The sequence below is a fragment of the Dethiobacter alkaliphilus AHT 1 genome (genome assembly GCF_000174415.1).
In the GTDB taxonomy this organism is placed as follows: Bacteria; Bacillota; Dethiobacteria; order Dethiobacterales; family Dethiobacteraceae; genus Dethiobacter; species Dethiobacter alkaliphilus.
The window spans coordinates 107,034-125,534 of the sequence record NZ_ACJM01000006.1 but is presented as its reverse complement, the minus strand read 5'-3'; the positions used below and the strand labels follow the sequence as shown (position 1 = coordinate 125,534).

Here is an 18,501-nt window from a genome sequence, read left to right as displayed (position 1 = left end):
ATTATGAAATTTCAGAAATACTTTCTTTTCAGCAGGAGTTCTGTCCCAAGTGGCGAATAGTTATAATTGTCACGAATAGTACAAATATCCTACAAAATGTGTCGAAACTTAGTCCTGAGGTCCTAAAAATAGTAGTAATATTAGTTATTAAAATTAAATATACTTCATCGACACGTTTCCTCTTGACGCAATTTAGACAAAGTCTCATAATGGAAATTGAAATTATTACCATTCTTTATCGGCGTTGCTTTTACCCCCAATTCTAAAACATAGCATCCTCTCAATAAAAATTTTGTGAAGAAGGGTACAAGGTGGCAGGAATATTCGACAAGACGGAGAAGTGGTACATTCATCAGGGGAGAATGTCATATGTCCTATAACAACGCCTACTGGGTAAAAAGAAAAAGAAAATACAAGTTCTTCACTTTCATTCTACTGCTGTTTCTCACAACCTTGGTTTTCTACACAGATATCGATCAAAACTCCGGCGCCTTCTGCACCCAGTGCCACGCCATGCAGCCCCAGAAGCTCACCTGGCAGGCCTCATCCCACGAAAACACGGGCTGCGCCAAATGCCACGTGGAAGAGGGACTGGACGGCACCATCGAACTGTTCCAAGACCTGGCCCGCTACGCCTACAGAGAGGCAACCAATACTTACATGAATCCCATCCGCCTCTTCACCAGGGTAGAGGATGACCAGTGCCTTATCTGCCACAACACCGACCGCGAGGTTTCCTCCATGGGAGATATCTACATCCCCCACCAACTGCACTACGATTCCAGAGTCAGTTGTGAAGCCTGCCACAAGTCGGTGGCCCACGGCGGCATCGCCCGCCGCGGCGAAACCCGCGCCGGCAGCACCTGGGACGAAGAAAGGGCCGCCCGCGCCATGGCCTGGGAAAACACAGCAGCACCCATGGACGACTGCATGCAGTGCCACTTCCGCCGCCGCGCCTCCGTAGAGTGCGCCGCCTGCCACACCGGCCTCAACTTACCCGGCTACCACCAGTTTGCCGACTTCAACTGGAACCACGGAGCCGCAGTAAGAAACGACCTGGAAGGCTGCAACATCTGCCATGGATACGCCGGAACAAGGTTAATGGAGGTGGACGAAAATACCTCCATCAAACGCTACGCCCGGGAAAACACCTTCTGCGTAGACTGTCACCGCCAAACCCCGCCCAGCCACGAAACACGCTGGACCGTGCGCCACGGTGATTACGCCACCAGTGGCAGCGGTCAGGAAGGCTGTATGGTCTGCCACGATAACCGCGATACCGGAGAAATCAGAGTGACCCGGTCCAGCTGCGGACAATGTCATCCCAGCCCGCACACACCGGGCTTTCAGAATAAACATTATCCCGATTTAACGGCCTCCAGCAGGCCGACCCAATCTTGTTATATGTGCCATTCGGCGAACAACTGCACAAGTTGTCATCGCGAAAATTAGCCGGCATGAAAGGGGCAAGAAAATGTCTGAACACGTAGTGGAACAGGAAAAGACAACTAAAAAGAAGAGTATCGTTTTCTGGAAAGCGGCCTCCATCTTCCTAATCTGGATCCTACTCTTAGGCTCCACCGGAATGGCCGTAGGTAACCGTTTCTTCTGGTCCGAAGTGGATTACGGCCAGATCCAGCGGGAAGTGGACTACTACCGCAACCTGGTGGACATGGAACCCGATGATCCTTCTCACCGTGTAGCCCTGGGCTTTAACCTGCACCGCCTGGGTGACACCCGCGGCGCTCTGGCCCACCTGGAGGAGGCCATCAACATTGACGAAAACCTCTTTGACGCCTACCTAAACCGCGGCTACGTCTACACCGACATGGGCTACTGGGACGACGCCCTGGCCGACTTTGAAAAATGTGTTGAACTGGCCCCCGACGATTTCAAAGGCCACTTTAACTTAGGTATAGTATATCGCGAACTGGACATGATTGAGATTTCCTACGAGTCGCTGGAAAGCGCCCTGGCCCTGCGCCCCGGCGCCACCGACGTCCTCTACAACCTGGCCCTCACCGCCCAGGCAGACAATGACCCGGAAGTTGCCGTTCATTACCTGGAGCGCACCCTGCAATTTGATCCTCAGTACCAGGAAGCGCTTGACCTTTACAGACAGCTCACCCGGTAACGTAAACTCCCAGCGATAGAAAGGAAGGTGAGCCGGCCCATCCGGCAATTACCATGAATCAAATTCTGAGTATCCCCTTAAGACAGGTCAATTATAGTAAGTTCATCAAACTGATGCTGGCGGTAACCATTGTCATAACAGGAACCTTTGGCGCATTGTTTGTCCTCAGCCCTAGCGCCCCCGGCAGCACCAGCGTTGCTCCCGGACGCCTGGGCGCCCCGGTCTTCTCCCACTACATTTACGGAGATTTCGGCGACAACGCCCTGCACAAGCCCATGTTTGCCACCTTCGGCAACGGCCGCGTCTACGTCAGCGACACTAATAACTGGCGCGTCCAGGTCTTTGAAGAAGACGGTACACCCATTACCAAATTCGGGGAGCGCGGAGGCGATCCCGGCCAGTTCTACTACCCCTACGGTATCGTCATCGGCCCCGACAGTAACGTCTATGTAGCCGACATGTACTCCGACATCATCCAGGTCTTTACCCCCGACGGGGAGTACATCGGTCGCTTTGCCGACGAGTACAGTAAAACCGACTATCTCTCCGGTCCCGCCGGAATGCACTTAGATGACCGTGGCCGCCTCTTTGTAGCCAACGTCAACACCGGTAAAGTTTCCATCTTCGATATCAATTCTGAAGAACTGCTAAACACCGTTACCGTATCCGGCGACGTCTTTGCACCAAATGATGTTACTGTAGATTCCGACGGCTTCATCTACGTGGTGGACACCGGCGGTCAGCGTGTAGTGGTCTACAGCCCCGATACCTCCCGCCCTGTCCGCATCATCAACGGTTCATCCGACGGACGCGGCGCCGCCACCCTGTCCAACCCACGCGGCATTGGTATCCGTGGCGACTGGATTATGGTAGTCTCAAATCTTTCCCACACCATTCACGCCTTCCACAAGGACGGCACCGAAGATTTCGCCTTCGGTTCCCAGGGCGATGCCCAAAACCAGTTCATGCACCCCAACGGCCTCTTCATCGACGGCCGGGGACGCATGCTCATCACCGATACCATCGGCGCCAGAGTAGCTGTCTACAGATAATAAAGACTTGCCGCCCACAACGGCAAACACAGCCACAATTATTATAAGGTAGCTAAGCGGGAAACCGCTGCTATATCTCCGTAACCTGCGCGAGAAAGGAGGTGCATGCGAATGCGTACATGCGAGATCACAAAGACAACCCCCATTAAAGGAGGAAGATTTATGAAAAAGTTTAGTTTAATCATGGTTCTGACCATGGTGGCCATGCTGGTATTTGCCGGCTATGCCATGGCAGCTCCGTCCGACACTCTGGAAGGCTTTGAAGATGGCGTCCAGAATACTTCTCCCTACTACAGCTACAGTGAAGTAGATGGTGAGCCTGTTTACGGCTCCAGCATTGCTGAGTATGATGGCTACATGATGATGGATCCCCGTCTTCTCGACGAAGAAGCCTGGGAATATGAACTCTACGATGAAGAAGGCGTTCCTACCGGTGAATCCTTCGCCGTAGTTAACGCCAACCGCTCCGGCGAAAAGACCGGTAAGTGGAGTGACTTCCGCCGCCGCGTTTCCGGCCAGGCTGTTCACACCCGCTTTGCCACAAACACCAACTCTTGCGCTTCTTGCCACATGACTCACACCGCCCAGGGCGCTAACCTGCTGTTCCGGGCCAACAACTACGCTACCTGCGCCGCCTGTCACGATGGCTCCGGTATTCCAATGCTGAACGTATTCCGTCCGTCCGAAGCAATCATTCAGTTGTCCGGTACGGACGAGTGGGACCTCGGCGGTGGCCACCATACCTCCGGTACTTTCGGTGTTAACCCCGCCATGAACGGCTCCGTTCACCTGGCAACCGGTGATGTGGCCATTGCTGCCGCCCCCGGTGGTAACCGTGTAGGTCACTTAAAAGACGGTACTGAAGAAGACACCGGCGACTGGAGCGCAGACTTCAGCTGCACCAGCTGTCACGCTCCCCACGGTTCCTACAGCTTCCGTCTCTTGCACTGGAACACCAACAACATCTCCATGCGCACACCTGATGAAGGTGGTTTCTGGTTTGAAGGTCTGGTAACAGATGCAAACGGTAACCTTTGGTTGAACGACCCCGAAGTTGCTCCCGTTTACGGTTTCGAAAAAGTGGGCGACAACTACATGGTAACCGCTCCTCTGGTATACACAACTTCAAGGGGTGCAGTAAACTCCATCTACATCAATGGCGAAACTGGTCGTGACATTGATTTAACTGCTGTTGACTTTGGTGCAGCCACCGTTACAGGTGAATATGAAGCTGGTACCGTAGTAAACGCTGGTTTATCCCTGGTTGTTGAAGGCCAAGACGAAGACGGTTACTACAAGACCGGTCTTGAGTACAACTTCTACTGCGCAGCCTGCCATACCGACTACGAGCGTAAGCTGACAGCCGGCGCCGTTATCGATGGCGAACCCGCTGGCGGCGGTGCAGGCGTCCTGACCGGTATCTACTCCGATGCTCACCGTCACACCACCCACAGAACAGCTGCTGATCAAATGACAATTCAAGACACTGGCGGCAACATGATGTGCGTATCCTGCCACTATGTACACGGCACAGACGCTCTGATCATGAAGACTGCCGACGAAAGAGTTATCGGTACCATGGCACTCGAAGCCGGTGAACCTGGTACTGAAGAATTCAATGCAGTTGTTAATGCCAACAAGGACATCAACACCAGCTCCGCCATTAAGCGTCACACCAACATGGCCGTTTGCTGGGGCTGCCATAGCGGCACCAAGAACGATGTCTTCGTAAACACCGACTACTTCTGGAATGATGTTGACACTTATGACGATACTTTTGACAGTACTCGCGGCTGGTGGGAAGCTAGAGACTAAGTAATAAAATCCCTGTGAGGTGCCCCCTGCGGGGCACCTCACACTCTCTTAAAAATACAGACCGGCGCCGCATTGTGCGGCAGGAAAACCATGTGCTGTAATTCATTTTTAAATACAAGCCTACAGGAGGAGAAAACATGAAGAACCTTAACAAAAAAGTACTACTGGCCGTGATTGCGGTCGCGGTGGTCCTGGCGGGCGCCACAGGGTTTTACCTGCTGGGAGACGGCGCAGCCGTAGGAAGTGCCGGTGGCACCGGCAATGATAACGATCAAGCAAGTGAAGTGGTGCAAACGGGTAACAGCGGCTTCCCGGTCTCCGAGCTGGACAGCCGGGTGTACTCCGTGGTGGAAGACTTTTTACAGGCCCAGGTGGAAAACGACCAGCATGCGGTGCTGTCTTTACTCTCCACTGAACACCGCGCCGAATGGCGGGACGATTCCTTCCTGGTATCGGAGCGGGCTTTTGAAACCTTTGATGAGGTACGGCTGGACGATCTGAAGATGGGAGTCATCGACTTCCAGCGCGTGGACGGTACAGACCTGGCCGCAGTATATCTTAACTACAGTATCCAGTTTATCCGGGATAACGAAGTGGTTACCCAGGCGGATGTGGTGGAAGAGGTTGGCCTGTCCCTGGAAGGAGAGGACAACTGGGTCATCGACCGCAACATGCGCTCCGTAGCGTCTGCCAAATAAATTAGAAATTTCCGTGCTGCGCCTTAGGCGTGGCACTTGGAGTATATAGGCAACAAACAGGACAGCAGGGCAACACTAAAACGAGTGGAATTTTAACAAGCTATAATAATTTTTTAGAACCGGAATCCGATGTTTTGTCGGATTCCGGTTTTTTTTCTACAAAGTGTACAGGTTTTGGTTATCTTTCGTTCTGTTTCTCAATAACTATGGTAAAGAAATTGAAAGTATTTGCGGAAGGTTGGTGATTCATGCGACGGCGAAATGTGTTCAAACTGTTACGGTTTTGTGATAAAATTGTAAAAAAGTACTGACTGCATGAACTGGACAGAATTGGTGTTCCGGTTTTTTTTGTCTCTGGAATTAAATCGCTATACAAAAAGAGTTGGGCGTGAACTTTAAATGGGGGGGATTGACGGGGCATAGTTTGTCTTTCTCTTATGCAGTAGCTTATCAGGGTTTGTATCAATAATAACAAGAGGGGAAGGTTGGTGACTTATGAAGGCCGAAACCAGGTATCCCTTAGTTGGTCTTTTATTGATTCTGCTTGTTTTATCCGGTGCCATGTTGGCCCTGGCTGGCGGAGGTTTCAATTACAGTGAACTAAGTCCCAGAAACGGAGCGACGGTGAGATCTCCGGATACCACCATTCGCGCCTCTGTGACGGCGGATGCCAACATTGTGGCAAACTCTGCACAGATTACCATTAACGGTGAAACCTATAATGCTACCTTTACGGAGTGGTTTACGCCAAAAGACGGTGAAATTAAATACAATGCCAAGAATTTGGCCGACGGTATGTATAATGTGGAGTTTTCGCTGGAAGACGTAAATGGCGATGTGGGGAAAAGGGCCTGGCAGTTTACGGTGGCGGTGCCGCCGGTAATCAGCGAACTGCAGCCTAAAGACAAGTCAGCTCACCGGACGGTGGATTTGATTGGGGCTAAGGCTGTGGACCCCAACGGTACGGTGGAAAGTGTGGTGCTAAAAGTAAATGGAGAGGCAGTGGATGCGGACTTTGATGCCGAAACCGGTTATGTCTCGTATGAGCCTGGGGATTTGCCGGACGGGGAGAATACTGTAACATTGACGGCTACCGATAATTCCGGCCTTTCCACCACAAGAAACTGGTCCTTTACCACCGATAACACACCTCCGGCTTTTAGCAATGTAGTGCCTGCCGACGGTGCCGTGCTGGAAAACGGGCCTCCCAAGGTTTCGGTACGGATTGTCGATGAGCAAAGTGTATTGGTTGAAGATTCGATTAAGATGTTTATTAATGGCGAAGTGGTTGCGGCTACGCTGGAATTTGATTATGACCTCTGGACTCAGAAATACGATAAGCAGAAAGCAACTCTCACCTATCCGATTACCTCTTTGCCCCATGGCACTGTGGAGGTACGGGTGGAGGCCAATGATGCGGCGGGCAATGAAGGGGTCTTAACCTGGGAGTTTACCATTGCCTCACTGCCGAAGATTCTGGAGATTCATCCTGCTCCCAATACTGCTATTACCAGTAAGAGGCCGATTATTACCATTGATGTGTTTTCCAGTGAAGCGCTGACTCAGGACAGTGTTACGCTGAAGACTAAGGGCAGCGTGGTCGGTACTGAGTGGACTGAGCTGGGCGACAATAAGTACAGGGTAACATATCAGCCGCAGAATGAGTGGATGTTGGATGAAGAGGTGACTCTGGAGTTTACGGCGGAGAACTCTGCAGGGCAGAGTGTGACTAAAGAGTGGTACTACCTGGTGGATGTCTTTGGTGATATGCCGGGGACCGGTGACGTATCCGGTTGTGTCCACTGCCACGATAACGCGGAGATAAAGGGTAGGCTGTGCGGTGATTGTCACGGTTACGATATTGATGATTGGCACAGTACCTGCTTCGACTGTCATTCGCCGGATAGTGTTTATTTCCCGGGGGGACATTACGGCTATACTTTTGGCAGTTATCCCCATGACATGACCGAGGATCATCTGGTAAATCCCGAAGAACTGATTGGCTGCCGGGGCTGCCATTCCAAGGTGCTGACCAGGGAGCATAACCGTAAGGACTATACCTGTGGGACTTGTCACGCCCATGAATCGGAGACTATTATGGATGCCATCGCCGAAGGCCGGCGCGACTGCTTTGCCTGCCATACCGGGGAAGCGGCGGGTCAGGTGCATCCGCCGCATGAAGTGACGTATGGAGAGGTGTGCGGAGAATGTCACGGCTATGATATGATGACGGAAAAGGTGGAGCATAACGATAACTGCAGTGGCTGTCATGCCAGCGATAATCAAGTGTATCAGGAAGCTATCCTGTACAATAAGGGCAGCTGCTTTGACTGCCATGAAACTCCGCACGGGGTATATATGGCCACCGTGCCGGAAGATGTGTTCCTGTACGGTAATGTGAGTTGGGGTACACCGCAGAACGCAGAGATTTTCAGTGGAGAAGCCTGGTTGCCGGCACAGCTGGATAACTCTGCGGGGCGGGTCTTGTTTAGCAGCCGGGCCACACTGGATGCGTCCGGTCTCTATGGCCTGTATCAGAGCCAGATGGAAGATGCGGGGTGGACGCTGCTGGATAGTTCCCTTGATGGCGACGGCTTTACCCTGGAATTTAAGAAGCGAAACCGCTATTGTACAGTTTGGTTGTACAGCGGAGATGTACCCGGAGGCGAAGGAAGTAATCCCGCCGGGTCCAGGTTGAAGGTGGCATATCATTAAAGCTTGGCATGGGGCAGCGTATGCTGCCCCATGCTTTAACTAAGACCTGAGTAGCGTTAAAGTTGGAATTTTTTGTTGCCCATTAGTACTTTTGTAGCAGGACTTTTGCCTTGAAACGCGAATATATAATGGGAACGTTATATCTTTCACGATGGAGGGGCAACAGGCATGCGACAGAGAACAACTTGGTTTATCTTACTGGTTTTTGTTGTGGCGATTGTGGCTGTGGGGTGCGGGAACAGTCAGGCAGAACAGGATAAAAAACTGGAGGTAGCGGCATTCCAGTATGCCAGGGGAGAAGTTCAGTCCCGCCTTCCTTCACCTAATTCCGCCGTATTTCCCGGGTTTGAGACTGTGAATATTATCGAGCATGATGACGGCACCTTAGAGCTTTCCGGCAGGGTAGCACATACTGCCGGCGGACAGAGAGCCAGTACTAATTTTAATATCATTGTTTATCAGGAAGGAAACGGACTGTGGCGGACAGAGTCGCTGGATTTGGATCTGTAGAAGGTTTTTAAGCAGGATTATTTCTGCGGTACTTGCGGTACTTATGGTTCGCTTTGCACAGAAAATACAACATGAAAAACACAGCAGTGCCCGGCGATTGCCGGGCATTTTTGGGTTTTAAGAGAAACATGTTTGTCCGTGCAGCATATAAATTAGATGACACTATATATATGAGCCCCATTTACGGTGAAAGGGGATATGGATATGGAAAACCTGCATTGGGGGTGCAGGGCTTTGGGTACACAAGTACGGCGGTTGATCGTTGGGCTTGTGGTTTTTGTGGTTGTTGTAGCCATGCTGGCTATTGCTGAGGCGGGGGGTACTTTTAGTGAGCATACCCCCGCTGACGGTGCTACGGTTAATATCTCTAACCCCAGGGTATCGGTGTACATTACTGGCGGTAGCAGTCGGCTTGAGGAAAGTTCTGCTGTGGGGACGTTAAACGGTGAACCGGTTGCTGTGGAGTTTCTGCATAAAGGGCGTTGGGAAAGTGATAGCTGTGGTTCCTGGTATGTGGTGGAAGACTATACGCAGGGGACCGCATCTTTTAGTACCTTTGGCTTAGAGAATGGTACATATGATGTGGAGATTAGTGTGATGGACAGGGCCGGTACTACTTTTACCGAGCAGTGGTCCTTTACGGTGGAGACGCAAGTGCGTTTTATAAATCAGCTGCCTTCAAGCGGTAGTACAAGAATGGATGCTCAGCCACGGATTTCTGTGCGGGCTGCAGATGGGACAAAAGATGCGGATAACGTGCGGATGTTTGTTAATGATGATGAGGTTGTGGCCACTGTGGCTCCTTTAAGCGGCAATGTGTTGGAAATTTCCTATACGCCGCAAGAGAGGCTGCCGGAAGGTGAGAATTTTGTCCGGGTAGAGGTGTTTGATACTGCTGAAGGCGAGTATAAGGCCACCAGCTGGAGTTTTATTGTGGATGCGGCGCCAAAGGCCAGTGAATGGACTCCGGCCAGGGGAGGTACTACTGACACAGCGTCTCCCCTAATATCTGTATTGGTAACGGATACCTTTGACCATTTGGATGGAGAATCGGCAACGGCTAAGTTAAATGGCGAAGTTGTGGATGCTGTATTTAGAACCACTGAGCTGCATGATTCCTGCGGATTTTTGGGCTATGATTACCGGTCCGGTACCATTAGTTTTCAGGCAGAGGGGCTGCAGGATGGAGAGCATATCTTTGAGATAAGTATTGCCGATGTGGTCGGTAATGTGTTGGAGGAAAGCTGGTCGTTTACAGTGGCGGAAGCTCCAAAGATCAGTGATTTGTATCCGGAAGACGGCATTGAGGTGGGGGGCATTTCTGAGGTGTCCGCTGTTGTTACCGATAACAGTGCTGTGGACTGGGATAGTGTACGGCTATATAGAAACGGGGAACTTATGGAGCATAGTGTTGATGAGGGTACTGGGAAGGTAGCCTATAGTGGTGATTTTCCCGATGGTAATTACCAGATTAAGCTGGAAGTAAGTGATATGGCGGGCAACAGCAGTACCGCTGAGTGGAGTTTTGTTACTGTGGCTTCGCCTCCCACTTTAAGTGACTTGCGTTTCTTCACTGATGGGATGAAGATTACAGACGGTATTTTGAAGTTTTATGCCAGGCTTAATCATCCCGTTGATATGAAAGACAATGTGACGTTAAAGGTAAACGGTGAGGCTTTGGATATTGACTTTTTGTTCAGAGGGTTTTGGGATACCTGCACAGATAAATATATAGTAACTTCCAGAAAAGAAGCTACTGTAACTTTTGAGGACTTTGTGGGTGACGGACAGCATACCTTAGAGCTTTATGCCGAGGATAAGTTTGGCAATAACAGGACTTGGACCTGGACATTTGAAGTTGAGGCACCGCCCACTATTTCCAATGTATCGCCGTTTAAGTATGGTTTAGAGGATATGCAGCCCACTATCTCTGCTGTGGTTAAAGATAATGATATGTTGGCTTCCATTGTGTTTGAGCTAAATGGAGAGGTTATTGAGGATTATGAATATGACAGTGTTAGTGGTAAGTTGACTTATACGCCGGCTGAGCCGTTGGCAAATGAGATGAATTATACAGTGACGTTGACGGCCACCGACGGTATTGGCTTGGTTGCCGAAAGAACTTGGTCCTTCAATATCAATACCTGGCCGGATATGGCTGACTCCAATATCAGTAACTGTACTGCCTGCCATGAAACCCAGAATAACAGGCCGGAGCATTATGAAGCAGTGCATCGCGGTTTCCTCTTTGATGGCCATGACGGCAGGGTGGACTGCTATTCCTGCCATAACTATGTGACCAATCTTGATGTCTGTGATGATTGCCATAATCCTGACCATGAGTTGTACGATGCGCCGAATTGGCCTCCGCACGGTTATAACCCGGATAAAACATATTCGCCACGGAGTTTCAGTGATTCTGTACCGCTACGGGTTACTACTAACAGGGAAAACTGGGATTGTATCATTTGCCACCAGCCCGGAGCAGGTACACAGCGTAAAATTACCAACAGGGTATATGAGCCGCTTAACAATCACGATATTCCTCAGCTTCACAGGGCTGATGCAGATAATTGCGCCGAGTGTCATGCCATGTCGCTGACCAGGGAGCATGCCCGGGATGGGCGAAGTGATGAAAACGGTGGGCCCATAACCTGTGTGACGTGTCATGAGAGTACCAGAGATGATGTGCAGACTGCCATTGATACGAAGAATCTGGATTGTGGGGCCTGTCATGGCATTGATGCCGGCGGTTCGGGCCATGCGGAGATGCATGAAGTGAACTTGGGTGGACAATGCAGAGACTGCCATGGCAGCAACATGATGACGGAAAAAGTGTACCATGAGAGAGAAGGTTGCAAGGAATGCCATGATAGTGCGGAGCCCAGAGTGCAGAGGGCCATTCAGTTCCAGAACCGGACCTGCTTTGGTTGTCATGAAGAACCGCATGGTGTGAGGATGAGTGTGGTGCGGGATGATATTGCGCTGTATGGTGGGGTGAGCTGGTCTAAGCCGGATCCGGTGAGTGTCTGGGTTGGTGAAGGTTGGCTGCCTGATGAATTGAATAATGAGATGGCCTTGGTGTTATACAGTACGGCGGCACAGTTAAGCAGTAGTGCTGTTAACCAGTTCTACAAGACGGAGATGGCTGAGAATGGCTGGACTTTAATTGAGGAAGTGCCGGGAGAAGACGGTACGTTTAGCCTGATGTTTAAGAAAGGCCGGAGGCATTGCCTGATTATGTTCTACCAGGGCATGTCACCAACCAGTGGCACAGGGCAGGGTTACAGGATTATGACAGTCTACAATTAATGGGGGAGTGATAGATCTGGCAGGCCGGATATCACCGGCCTGCCCTTTTTTTGCCGGTAGACCATTATTTACACAAAAGAGAGGGGGACAGGTGGATGAGGAAATGGTTTGCATTCTTGGTTGTTGTGCTGCTGGGTGTTAGTTTGGCAGGTTGTGGCGGAAGTGGTGCGGGGGCAGAGGACGGTACTGTATTGGAAGATTTGACAGAGGTGCGGATAGCTTATATTGCCATGCCTTTAGCTTCGCCTCAGGCTTTAATGGAGGAAGAGACGGGACTGTTTGAGGAGCTGTTGGGAGAGCTGGGTGTGACGGTTGAGTGGGTGCAGACAAGGGGCCGTGACGGCACCGGGCCATTGATGGACAATTTGGAAGTGGATTTTATCTATATTCCGGCCAACAATTCGTCTTCTTATATTTCTGAAACCAGCCAGTTTGGCGGCAGTGATAACTTTAGGATTATAGCCGGCTCTGCTTTAAACAAAGATGGTAATGTGCTTGTGGGCGGGCCGTTTGTAGACAGTCTGGTTGAGCTGGACGGTATGACGGTGGGAATTGTTAATTACAGCTATGTTGAAGAGTATATGCTAAACAGGCAGTTGGAAACGGTGGGCCTTAGTACGGAGTTTATTGGTGGTACGGTAAAGGTTGAACATACTGACTGGATACATACCTTTAATGAAAACTTTGAAGCGGGAGAGTATGATGCCATTACCACCAGGGCTGCCAACTTAGACAACGTGCTGGACCGTGTACCGGAAGCAAAGGAGATTATTAGGCTAAATGAAGGAAATATGTTTGGAGAATATGTTCCCCAGGTGATGCTTTTGGCGCGAAGGGACTACATTGAAAGCTACCCGCAAGTGGTAAAAGCTATGCTACGGGCTCATGTGCGGGCTACTTTGGCAGCAGAACAGGCGGGTGCAGAAGTATTGGGGCAAAAATCAATGGAACGCTATACTTATTATTTTGAGGAAGTGCTGGAAGCTGAAGATTATCCTTCTTATCCGCTGGAGCATTTTGTCCGCACCTACCAAAATGCTTTGCCTACTTATGATCCGGATATTGCATTTTTTGAAGATGTGTACCAGTATATGTCTGCCGCCGGGCATTTGGATAAGAGCTTTGAGCAAATGCTGAATTACAACCTTCTTAATGAAGTGTTAGCAGAGGAAGGGTTGGCGGAAGTTACGAAATAACAGAAAATACCGGTTCCAAAATGGGAATTATCATTATGTTTTGCTTGACAAAAAGCGTTATAATACTAAGAACAAGCAGCAACCTGGACGGTTGCTGCTTGTTTGTGAGTAGACAGTGCATGAATCTAAACGTCAGATTAAGTAAGGCGCCGGCAGTTTGTTTTACCGCCAGAAAGGCGCCGCTCTATAAAGTCGGATCCGATAATTTTATCGGATTTTTTTTTGTTGTTCGCGTTTTTTTACTCTACCGTTCATAAATTCTAAGTTATGATTCCCTTTTAGTGTGGTGGTGTTCTGCTTCATGTTTGGGCGGCAATAATCCTTTTAGCCATATGGACTACAATGTAGAGTGTGACGGTTCAAAGTACAGCCCTTGTTAAGCTCAGAAGCTTGTCCACTTAAAAAGTTTCGGCCTGTGAAATGGTGAACAGCTTCACAAGCCTTAATAGATTTTTAGGGCTTAATAACTTTTGACGACGATCCCATCTTTCGTCCCTCAGTTCCGTACCAATTCCCGTTTTTTTTCTCTACCCTTACCCTCATTGTTTTCCAGCTCCCGTTTTTTAGCTAACTCTACCACCGATTCGCAATGCCCTTTAATAGAAACTTTTTCTAATACCGTCACGCCATTAATCCGGCCCATCAGAAGCAAAGAATCATCCCCCTTCTGCGAGTCTGTAATAAGGTTATCATAATTAGGTGGGACTTTTTAGTGGAAAATGTCGACTATAGAGAAAAATTTCACAAATCAAAAAAAGATAGGGCAATTGTCCTATCTTTTTTATAGATAACCGTGCTTTTTTAGCAGCTCGGTTATCTCTTTTTTTGTTTCGGGCTTTAGCTCCGCTTCGTCAACCCACATTTCTATTTTGTTTTTGTTTACCACTTCGGGGGGCAGGAACTCTTTTAGTTCGGTATCTGTTACCAGGCGGCCACGCCGGAAATCCGATCTGCCGAGTAGGTAGTCGGCTGTGCAATGAAAAAAACTGGCGAACTTAGAAAGAAGCTCATCTTCCACCGGCCTTATTCCTGCTTCAATTCTTGACAGGACGCTATTATTTATGCCTATGACTTTTGCAAAGTCACGTTGAGTATAGCCATGTTCTTCACGAAGTAATTTAATTCTTTGCCCTGTTATAACGCCCATGAAAATGCCTCCCTTTGTGGGTACTCTCATGATAATATCACGTTTTGATAACTAAAAAAAGATAAAAAATAGTTAGCTTTGCTAATTTGTACAAATTCGTATTGACTTTGCTGAAATGGCAACATATAATGAGGTTGGGTTGCTGAATTAGCAAACAGCAGGCGGTCACATGCTGAAGAGGGTCTTGCACCAGTACAGTTCGCATTCTCTTCACCGAATCCATCGGTGCCTATGTGGCCGTTTACAGATACAGTAATGTTGACTGTTTCGTTAACCTCTATTGGTAGCAACGCGGGAAACCGCTGCTATATCTCCATAACCTGCGCGAGAAAGGAGGTGCATGCAATGCGTATATGCGAGATCACAAAGTCAACCCCTATTAAAGGAGGAAGGTTTATGAAAAAGTTCAGTTTAATTATGGTTTTGACCATGGTTGCCATGCTGGTATTTGCCGGCTATGCAATGGCAGCTCCCACCGACTCCCTGGAAGGCTTCGGCGGGCAGTACGACGGATATGATGAAGGTCCAGATGGTGAACCTGTAACCAGATATACCCGCAGCCAGGATACATCGCCGTACTATAATCAAGACGGAGATGGTCTTAGCCAAGGCGTATGGGATGGCCAGAATATGCTGGATCCCCGCCTGCTTGACGAAGAAGCTTTTGTCTACGAATATGTGGATCAGAATGGCGAAACTTATGAGTTCCCCGTAGTTAACGCCAACCGCTCCGGCGAAAAGACCGGCAAGTGGAACAACTTCCGCCGCAACATTTCGGGCCAGGCTGTCCACACACGCTTTTCCACAAACACCAACTCTTGCGCTTCTTGCCACATGACTCACACCGCCCAGGGCGCCAACCTGCTCTTTAGGGCCAACAACTACGCTACCTGTGCCGCCTGTCACGACGGCTCGGGTATCGCTTTCTTGAATGTATTCAAACCTTCTTCTGCAATTCCTTTCGATGAGGAGGGTAAACAGCTTGGCGGCACCTGGACAACATCCGGTACTTTCGGTGTTGACCCCGCCATGAACGGCTCCGTTCACCTGGCAACCGGTGATGTGGCCAACGCTGCCGCCCCCGGCGGTAACCGTGTAGGCGTTGACAAGTTTGGTAACGAGGAAGATGTCGGTGACTGGAGCGCAGACTTTAGCTGCACCAGCTGCCACGCTGCTCACGGTTCCTACAGCTTCCGTCTGTTGCACTGGAACACCAACAACATTTCCAACCGTACACCTGAGCAAGGCGGTTTCTGGTTTGAGGGACTGGAGATTGATGAAAACGGTAACCTGTGGCTGAGAGATCCCGAAATTACTCCGGCTTATGGTTTTGAAGAAGTGGGAGATGACTACATGGTAACCGCTCCTCTGCTCTATGAGACTTTCCGCCGCGACATAGATTCCCTTTGGATTTATGATGCCAACGGAGAATCTATTGGAAATGGTCGTGGCGACAGGCTTACGCCTGCTGAAGTAGCCGGATACATTGATTTTGGAGCCGGCACCATCGACCCAGCTATTTATGATGGTGATATATCAACTGTAACTGTCGACGTAGGACTGGTTCTGGTAGTTGAAGGTACAGACGAAGACGGTCGCTACAAGACCGGTTTGGAGTATAACTTCTTCTGCGCAGCCTGCCATACCGACTACGAGATGGAGCTTACAAACGCCGCTATCGGCTATAATACTGACGTAGCGTGGCAGGCAGAGCGTGACAGATGGGTACAAGGCCGTGCAATGACACTGACCGGTATCTACTCCGATGCTCACCGTCACACCACCTATCGCGGCGGTTACGACAACATGGACATTCTTGACGTTAATGGCAACATGATGTGCGTTTCCTGCCACTTCGTCCACGGTTCTGACACTCTGATCATGAGCACTGCCGACGAAAGAGTTATCGGCGCAGCAGGCACTGAATATGAGCTCAATGGTAAGACTTTCGAAGAGTACGTCGAGGACAACATGGACATCAACACCAGCTCCGCCCTGAAGCGCCATACCAACATGGCTGTTTGCTGGGCCTGTCATAGCGGCCAAAGAAATGATGTCTTCGTGAACACCGACTATTTCTGGAACGATATTGGTGACTATGACGATACCTTCGAAGACATTCGTGGCTGGAACCCCCGCTAACTAGTTAAAATTAAGCATAGCAACAAACCCTGTGAGGTGTCCCCTACGGGGCACCTCACTCTCCCTTACCGCAGGCGGCGTCGCTTTTCCGGCAGGTAAGCCGGTGACTGTCTAAGTGAAAGCGCCGTCGGCGGTAACGGAGAGGCAAAGTCCACACACCGGGAACAGGTATTTTGTTTTTTGACCAAATGGGGGTTAAGCCGTGGAAGAAGAGTGGAAGTACTTGAAAGCACAGGGACTTGATTTGACTTTAACGAGTGCAGGTCGTGATATTTGCAGTCAATATTCATTCCTTAATGGGGGGAATGATGTAAGCTGGGCAGGCCTGATATCATCGGCCTGCCACTTTTTTTGCTTCTTGGCTTAATAACTAAAGGGTTATAAGTGAGAAGACAGGTTATTTGCCTAGAGGCCTGTGAATTCATGGCAGTGAAAGATTGGGGGCAGATTGGCAAATAGCAGAAAATACCGGTTTGTATCTGGTGATTATGCTTTACTATCTATAATGAATCGCGTTATAATACTAACAGAGAAAGAGCAGCAACCTGGACGGTTGCTGCTTGTTTGTGAGGAGGCAGCGCATGAATCTACACGTCAGACTTAGTGAGACCAGACGCCGGCTTCATGCTGTGGCAGAAACGGGATTTGCGCTGGATAAGACCCGGAACCTGATTAGTCAGCTGTTGGTCCAGGAAGGGCTTGTGCCTGTGGAGCGGGCCGGCGGTATTGTGACTGAGTCGGGAGAAGGGAAGAATTGCATACTGCTGCGTGCGGATATGGATGCACTGCCTGTCAGAGACGGTAAGGATGTGGCCTATAAATCTGTCCATGAGGATTGCTGTCATGCCTGCGGGCATGATGCGCATATGTCCATGGTTTACGGCAGCTCTTTATTAATGAAGGAAGAAGAGTTGGGTGGAAGAGTACGGTACATGTTTCAGCCGGCGGAGGAGTGTCCCCCCGGTGGTGCTTTGGGTATGATTGAAAGCGGTGTCCTGGATGGGGTGGATATGGCCTTTGCCATGCATGTGGCGCCGTGGCTGCCCTTTGGTGCTGTGGGTATAAAAGAGAATATTGTTATGGCGGCGGCGGATAACTTTAAAGTGACTGTGCGGGGCCGGGGTGGACATGGTGCCATGCCCCATGAAGCGGTGGATGCGGTGTTGGTGGCCTCCCATGTGGTTACCGGATTGCAGGCTTTGGCCAGTCGGATGGCTAACCCGTTGGAGCCTTTGGTGGTTACCGTGGGTAAGGTTCGTGGTGGTACTGCGGCCAATGTTATTGCCGATGAAGTTATTCTGGAAGGTACTGTGCGTACTTTGAGTACGGAACTGCAGGGAAAGCTTCCGGGTTGGATTGAACGGACCGCTAAAGGTATCTGCGATGGGTTTGGTGCGGAGTGTGAGACAGAGTATAGGCTTGGGTATCCGGTTTTAAAGAATTGGAACAGTGGTTTGGATGTGGTGACGGAAGCGGCAGGGAAAGTTGTGGGAGATAAGATTGTGCGGATGGAGAAGCCTCTGATGGGTGGAGAAGATTTTGCTTATGTGTTGGAGCGGGTGCCGGGAGCGTTTTTGTTTTTGGGTACCGGTGATGAGCAGCATTCTTATCCTTTGCATCATCCGTGCTTTGACTTTAATGAAGAGGTTTTGTCTGTGGGAGCGGAATTGTTAAGGGAAATTACCAAGGTTGCTTTGGGGAGGCTGTAAAAATTCCGCCTGTCGGAATTTTTCTATAGCATTAACCATATGTTTGTTATAAGATATAATTAATAGGGTAA

Annotated in this window: 13 protein-coding genes; 11 read left to right on the top strand and 2 right to left on the bottom strand. The window is 49.9% G+C overall.

The genetic code is table 11. From position 1 onward, the window contains the following. The first annotated feature begins 369 nt into the window (after positions 1 to 369). From DEALDRAFT_RS07130 to DEALDRAFT_RS07090, 9 genes are all read left to right on the top strand, one after another. Positions 370 to 1,452 carry a NapC/NirT family cytochrome c gene (locus DEALDRAFT_RS07130; RefSeq protein ID WP_008516195.1) on the top strand — a complete coding sequence of 361 codons (1,083 nt, stop codon included), beginning with the start codon at positions 370 to 372 and terminating at the stop codon, positions 1,450 to 1,452. Between the two features lie 22 nt (positions 1,453 to 1,474). Beyond that, the gene (locus tag DEALDRAFT_RS07125; protein WP_008516193.1) at positions 1,475 to 2,134 is read left to right on the top strand and encodes a tetratricopeptide repeat protein; all 660 of its coding nucleotides are present in this window, start codon (positions 1,475 to 1,477) and stop codon (positions 2,132 to 2,134) included. A gap of 53 nt (positions 2,135 to 2,187) precedes the next feature. Beyond that, complete coding sequence (locus tag DEALDRAFT_RS07120) at positions 2,188 to 3,186, top strand: 6-bladed beta-propeller (protein ID WP_008516191.1); 999 nt, start codon at positions 2,188 to 2,190, stop codon at positions 3,184 to 3,186. Positions 3,187 to 3,297: 111 nt separating this feature from the next. Beyond that, entirely contained in the window at positions 3,298 to 5,001 is a 1,704-nt protein-coding gene (locus DEALDRAFT_RS07115; protein WP_008516189.1) for a cytochrome c3 family protein, read from the top strand. 137 nt (positions 5,002 to 5,138) lie between these two features. After that, entirely contained in the window at positions 5,139 to 5,699 is a 561-nt protein-coding gene (locus tag DEALDRAFT_RS07110; RefSeq protein WP_008516187.1) for a hypothetical protein, read from the top strand. A gap of 495 nt (positions 5,700 to 6,194) precedes the next feature. Beyond that, positions 6,195 to 8,414, top strand: a complete 2,220-nt coding sequence (locus DEALDRAFT_RS07105; RefSeq protein ID WP_008516185.1) for a hypothetical protein — start codon at positions 6,195 to 6,197, stop codon at positions 8,412 to 8,414. Positions 8,415 to 8,582: 168 nt separating this feature from the next. After that, on the top strand, positions 8,583 to 8,924 hold the full coding sequence (locus DEALDRAFT_RS07100) for a hypothetical protein (protein WP_008516183.1): 342 nt from the start codon (positions 8,583 to 8,585) through the stop codon (positions 8,922 to 8,924). Positions 8,925 to 9,128: 204 nt separating this feature from the next. After that, positions 9,129 to 12,236 carry a hypothetical protein gene (locus DEALDRAFT_RS07095; protein ID WP_008516181.1) on the top strand — a complete coding sequence of 1,036 codons (3,108 nt, stop codon included), beginning with the start codon at positions 9,129 to 9,131 and terminating at the stop codon, positions 12,234 to 12,236. Between the two features lie 95 nt (positions 12,237 to 12,331). After that, complete coding sequence (locus DEALDRAFT_RS07090) at positions 12,332 to 13,432, top strand: ABC transporter substrate-binding protein (protein WP_008516179.1); 1,101 nt, start codon at positions 12,332 to 12,334, stop codon at positions 13,430 to 13,432. 496 nt (positions 13,433 to 13,928) lie between these two features. Here the strand turns inward: DEALDRAFT_RS07090 and DEALDRAFT_RS16865 are convergent, their stop codons facing one another. Beyond that, on the bottom strand, positions 13,929 to 14,084 hold the full coding sequence (locus DEALDRAFT_RS16865; protein WP_008516177.1) for a hypothetical protein: 156 nt from the start codon (positions 14,082 to 14,084) through the stop codon (positions 13,929 to 13,931). 129 nt (positions 14,085 to 14,213) lie between these two features. Then, the gene (locus DEALDRAFT_RS15945) at positions 14,214 to 14,579 is read right to left on the bottom strand and encodes a helix-turn-helix domain-containing protein (protein WP_008516173.1); all 366 of its coding nucleotides are present in this window, start codon (positions 14,577 to 14,579) and stop codon (positions 14,214 to 14,216) included. A gap of 396 nt (positions 14,580 to 14,975) precedes the next feature. On the opposite strand from DEALDRAFT_RS15945, the gene DEALDRAFT_RS07080 reads away from it, so the two are divergent. Then, entirely contained in the window at positions 14,976 to 16,721 is a 1,746-nt protein-coding gene (locus tag DEALDRAFT_RS07080; RefSeq protein ID WP_040378650.1) for a cytochrome c3 family protein, read from the top strand. Positions 16,722 to 17,302: 581 nt separating this feature from the next. Further along, complete coding sequence (locus DEALDRAFT_RS07075; protein ID WP_008516170.1) at positions 17,303 to 18,430, top strand: M20 metallopeptidase family protein; 1,128 nt, start codon at positions 17,303 to 17,305, stop codon at positions 18,428 to 18,430. The last annotated feature ends 71 nt before the right edge of the window (positions 18,431 to 18,501 follow it).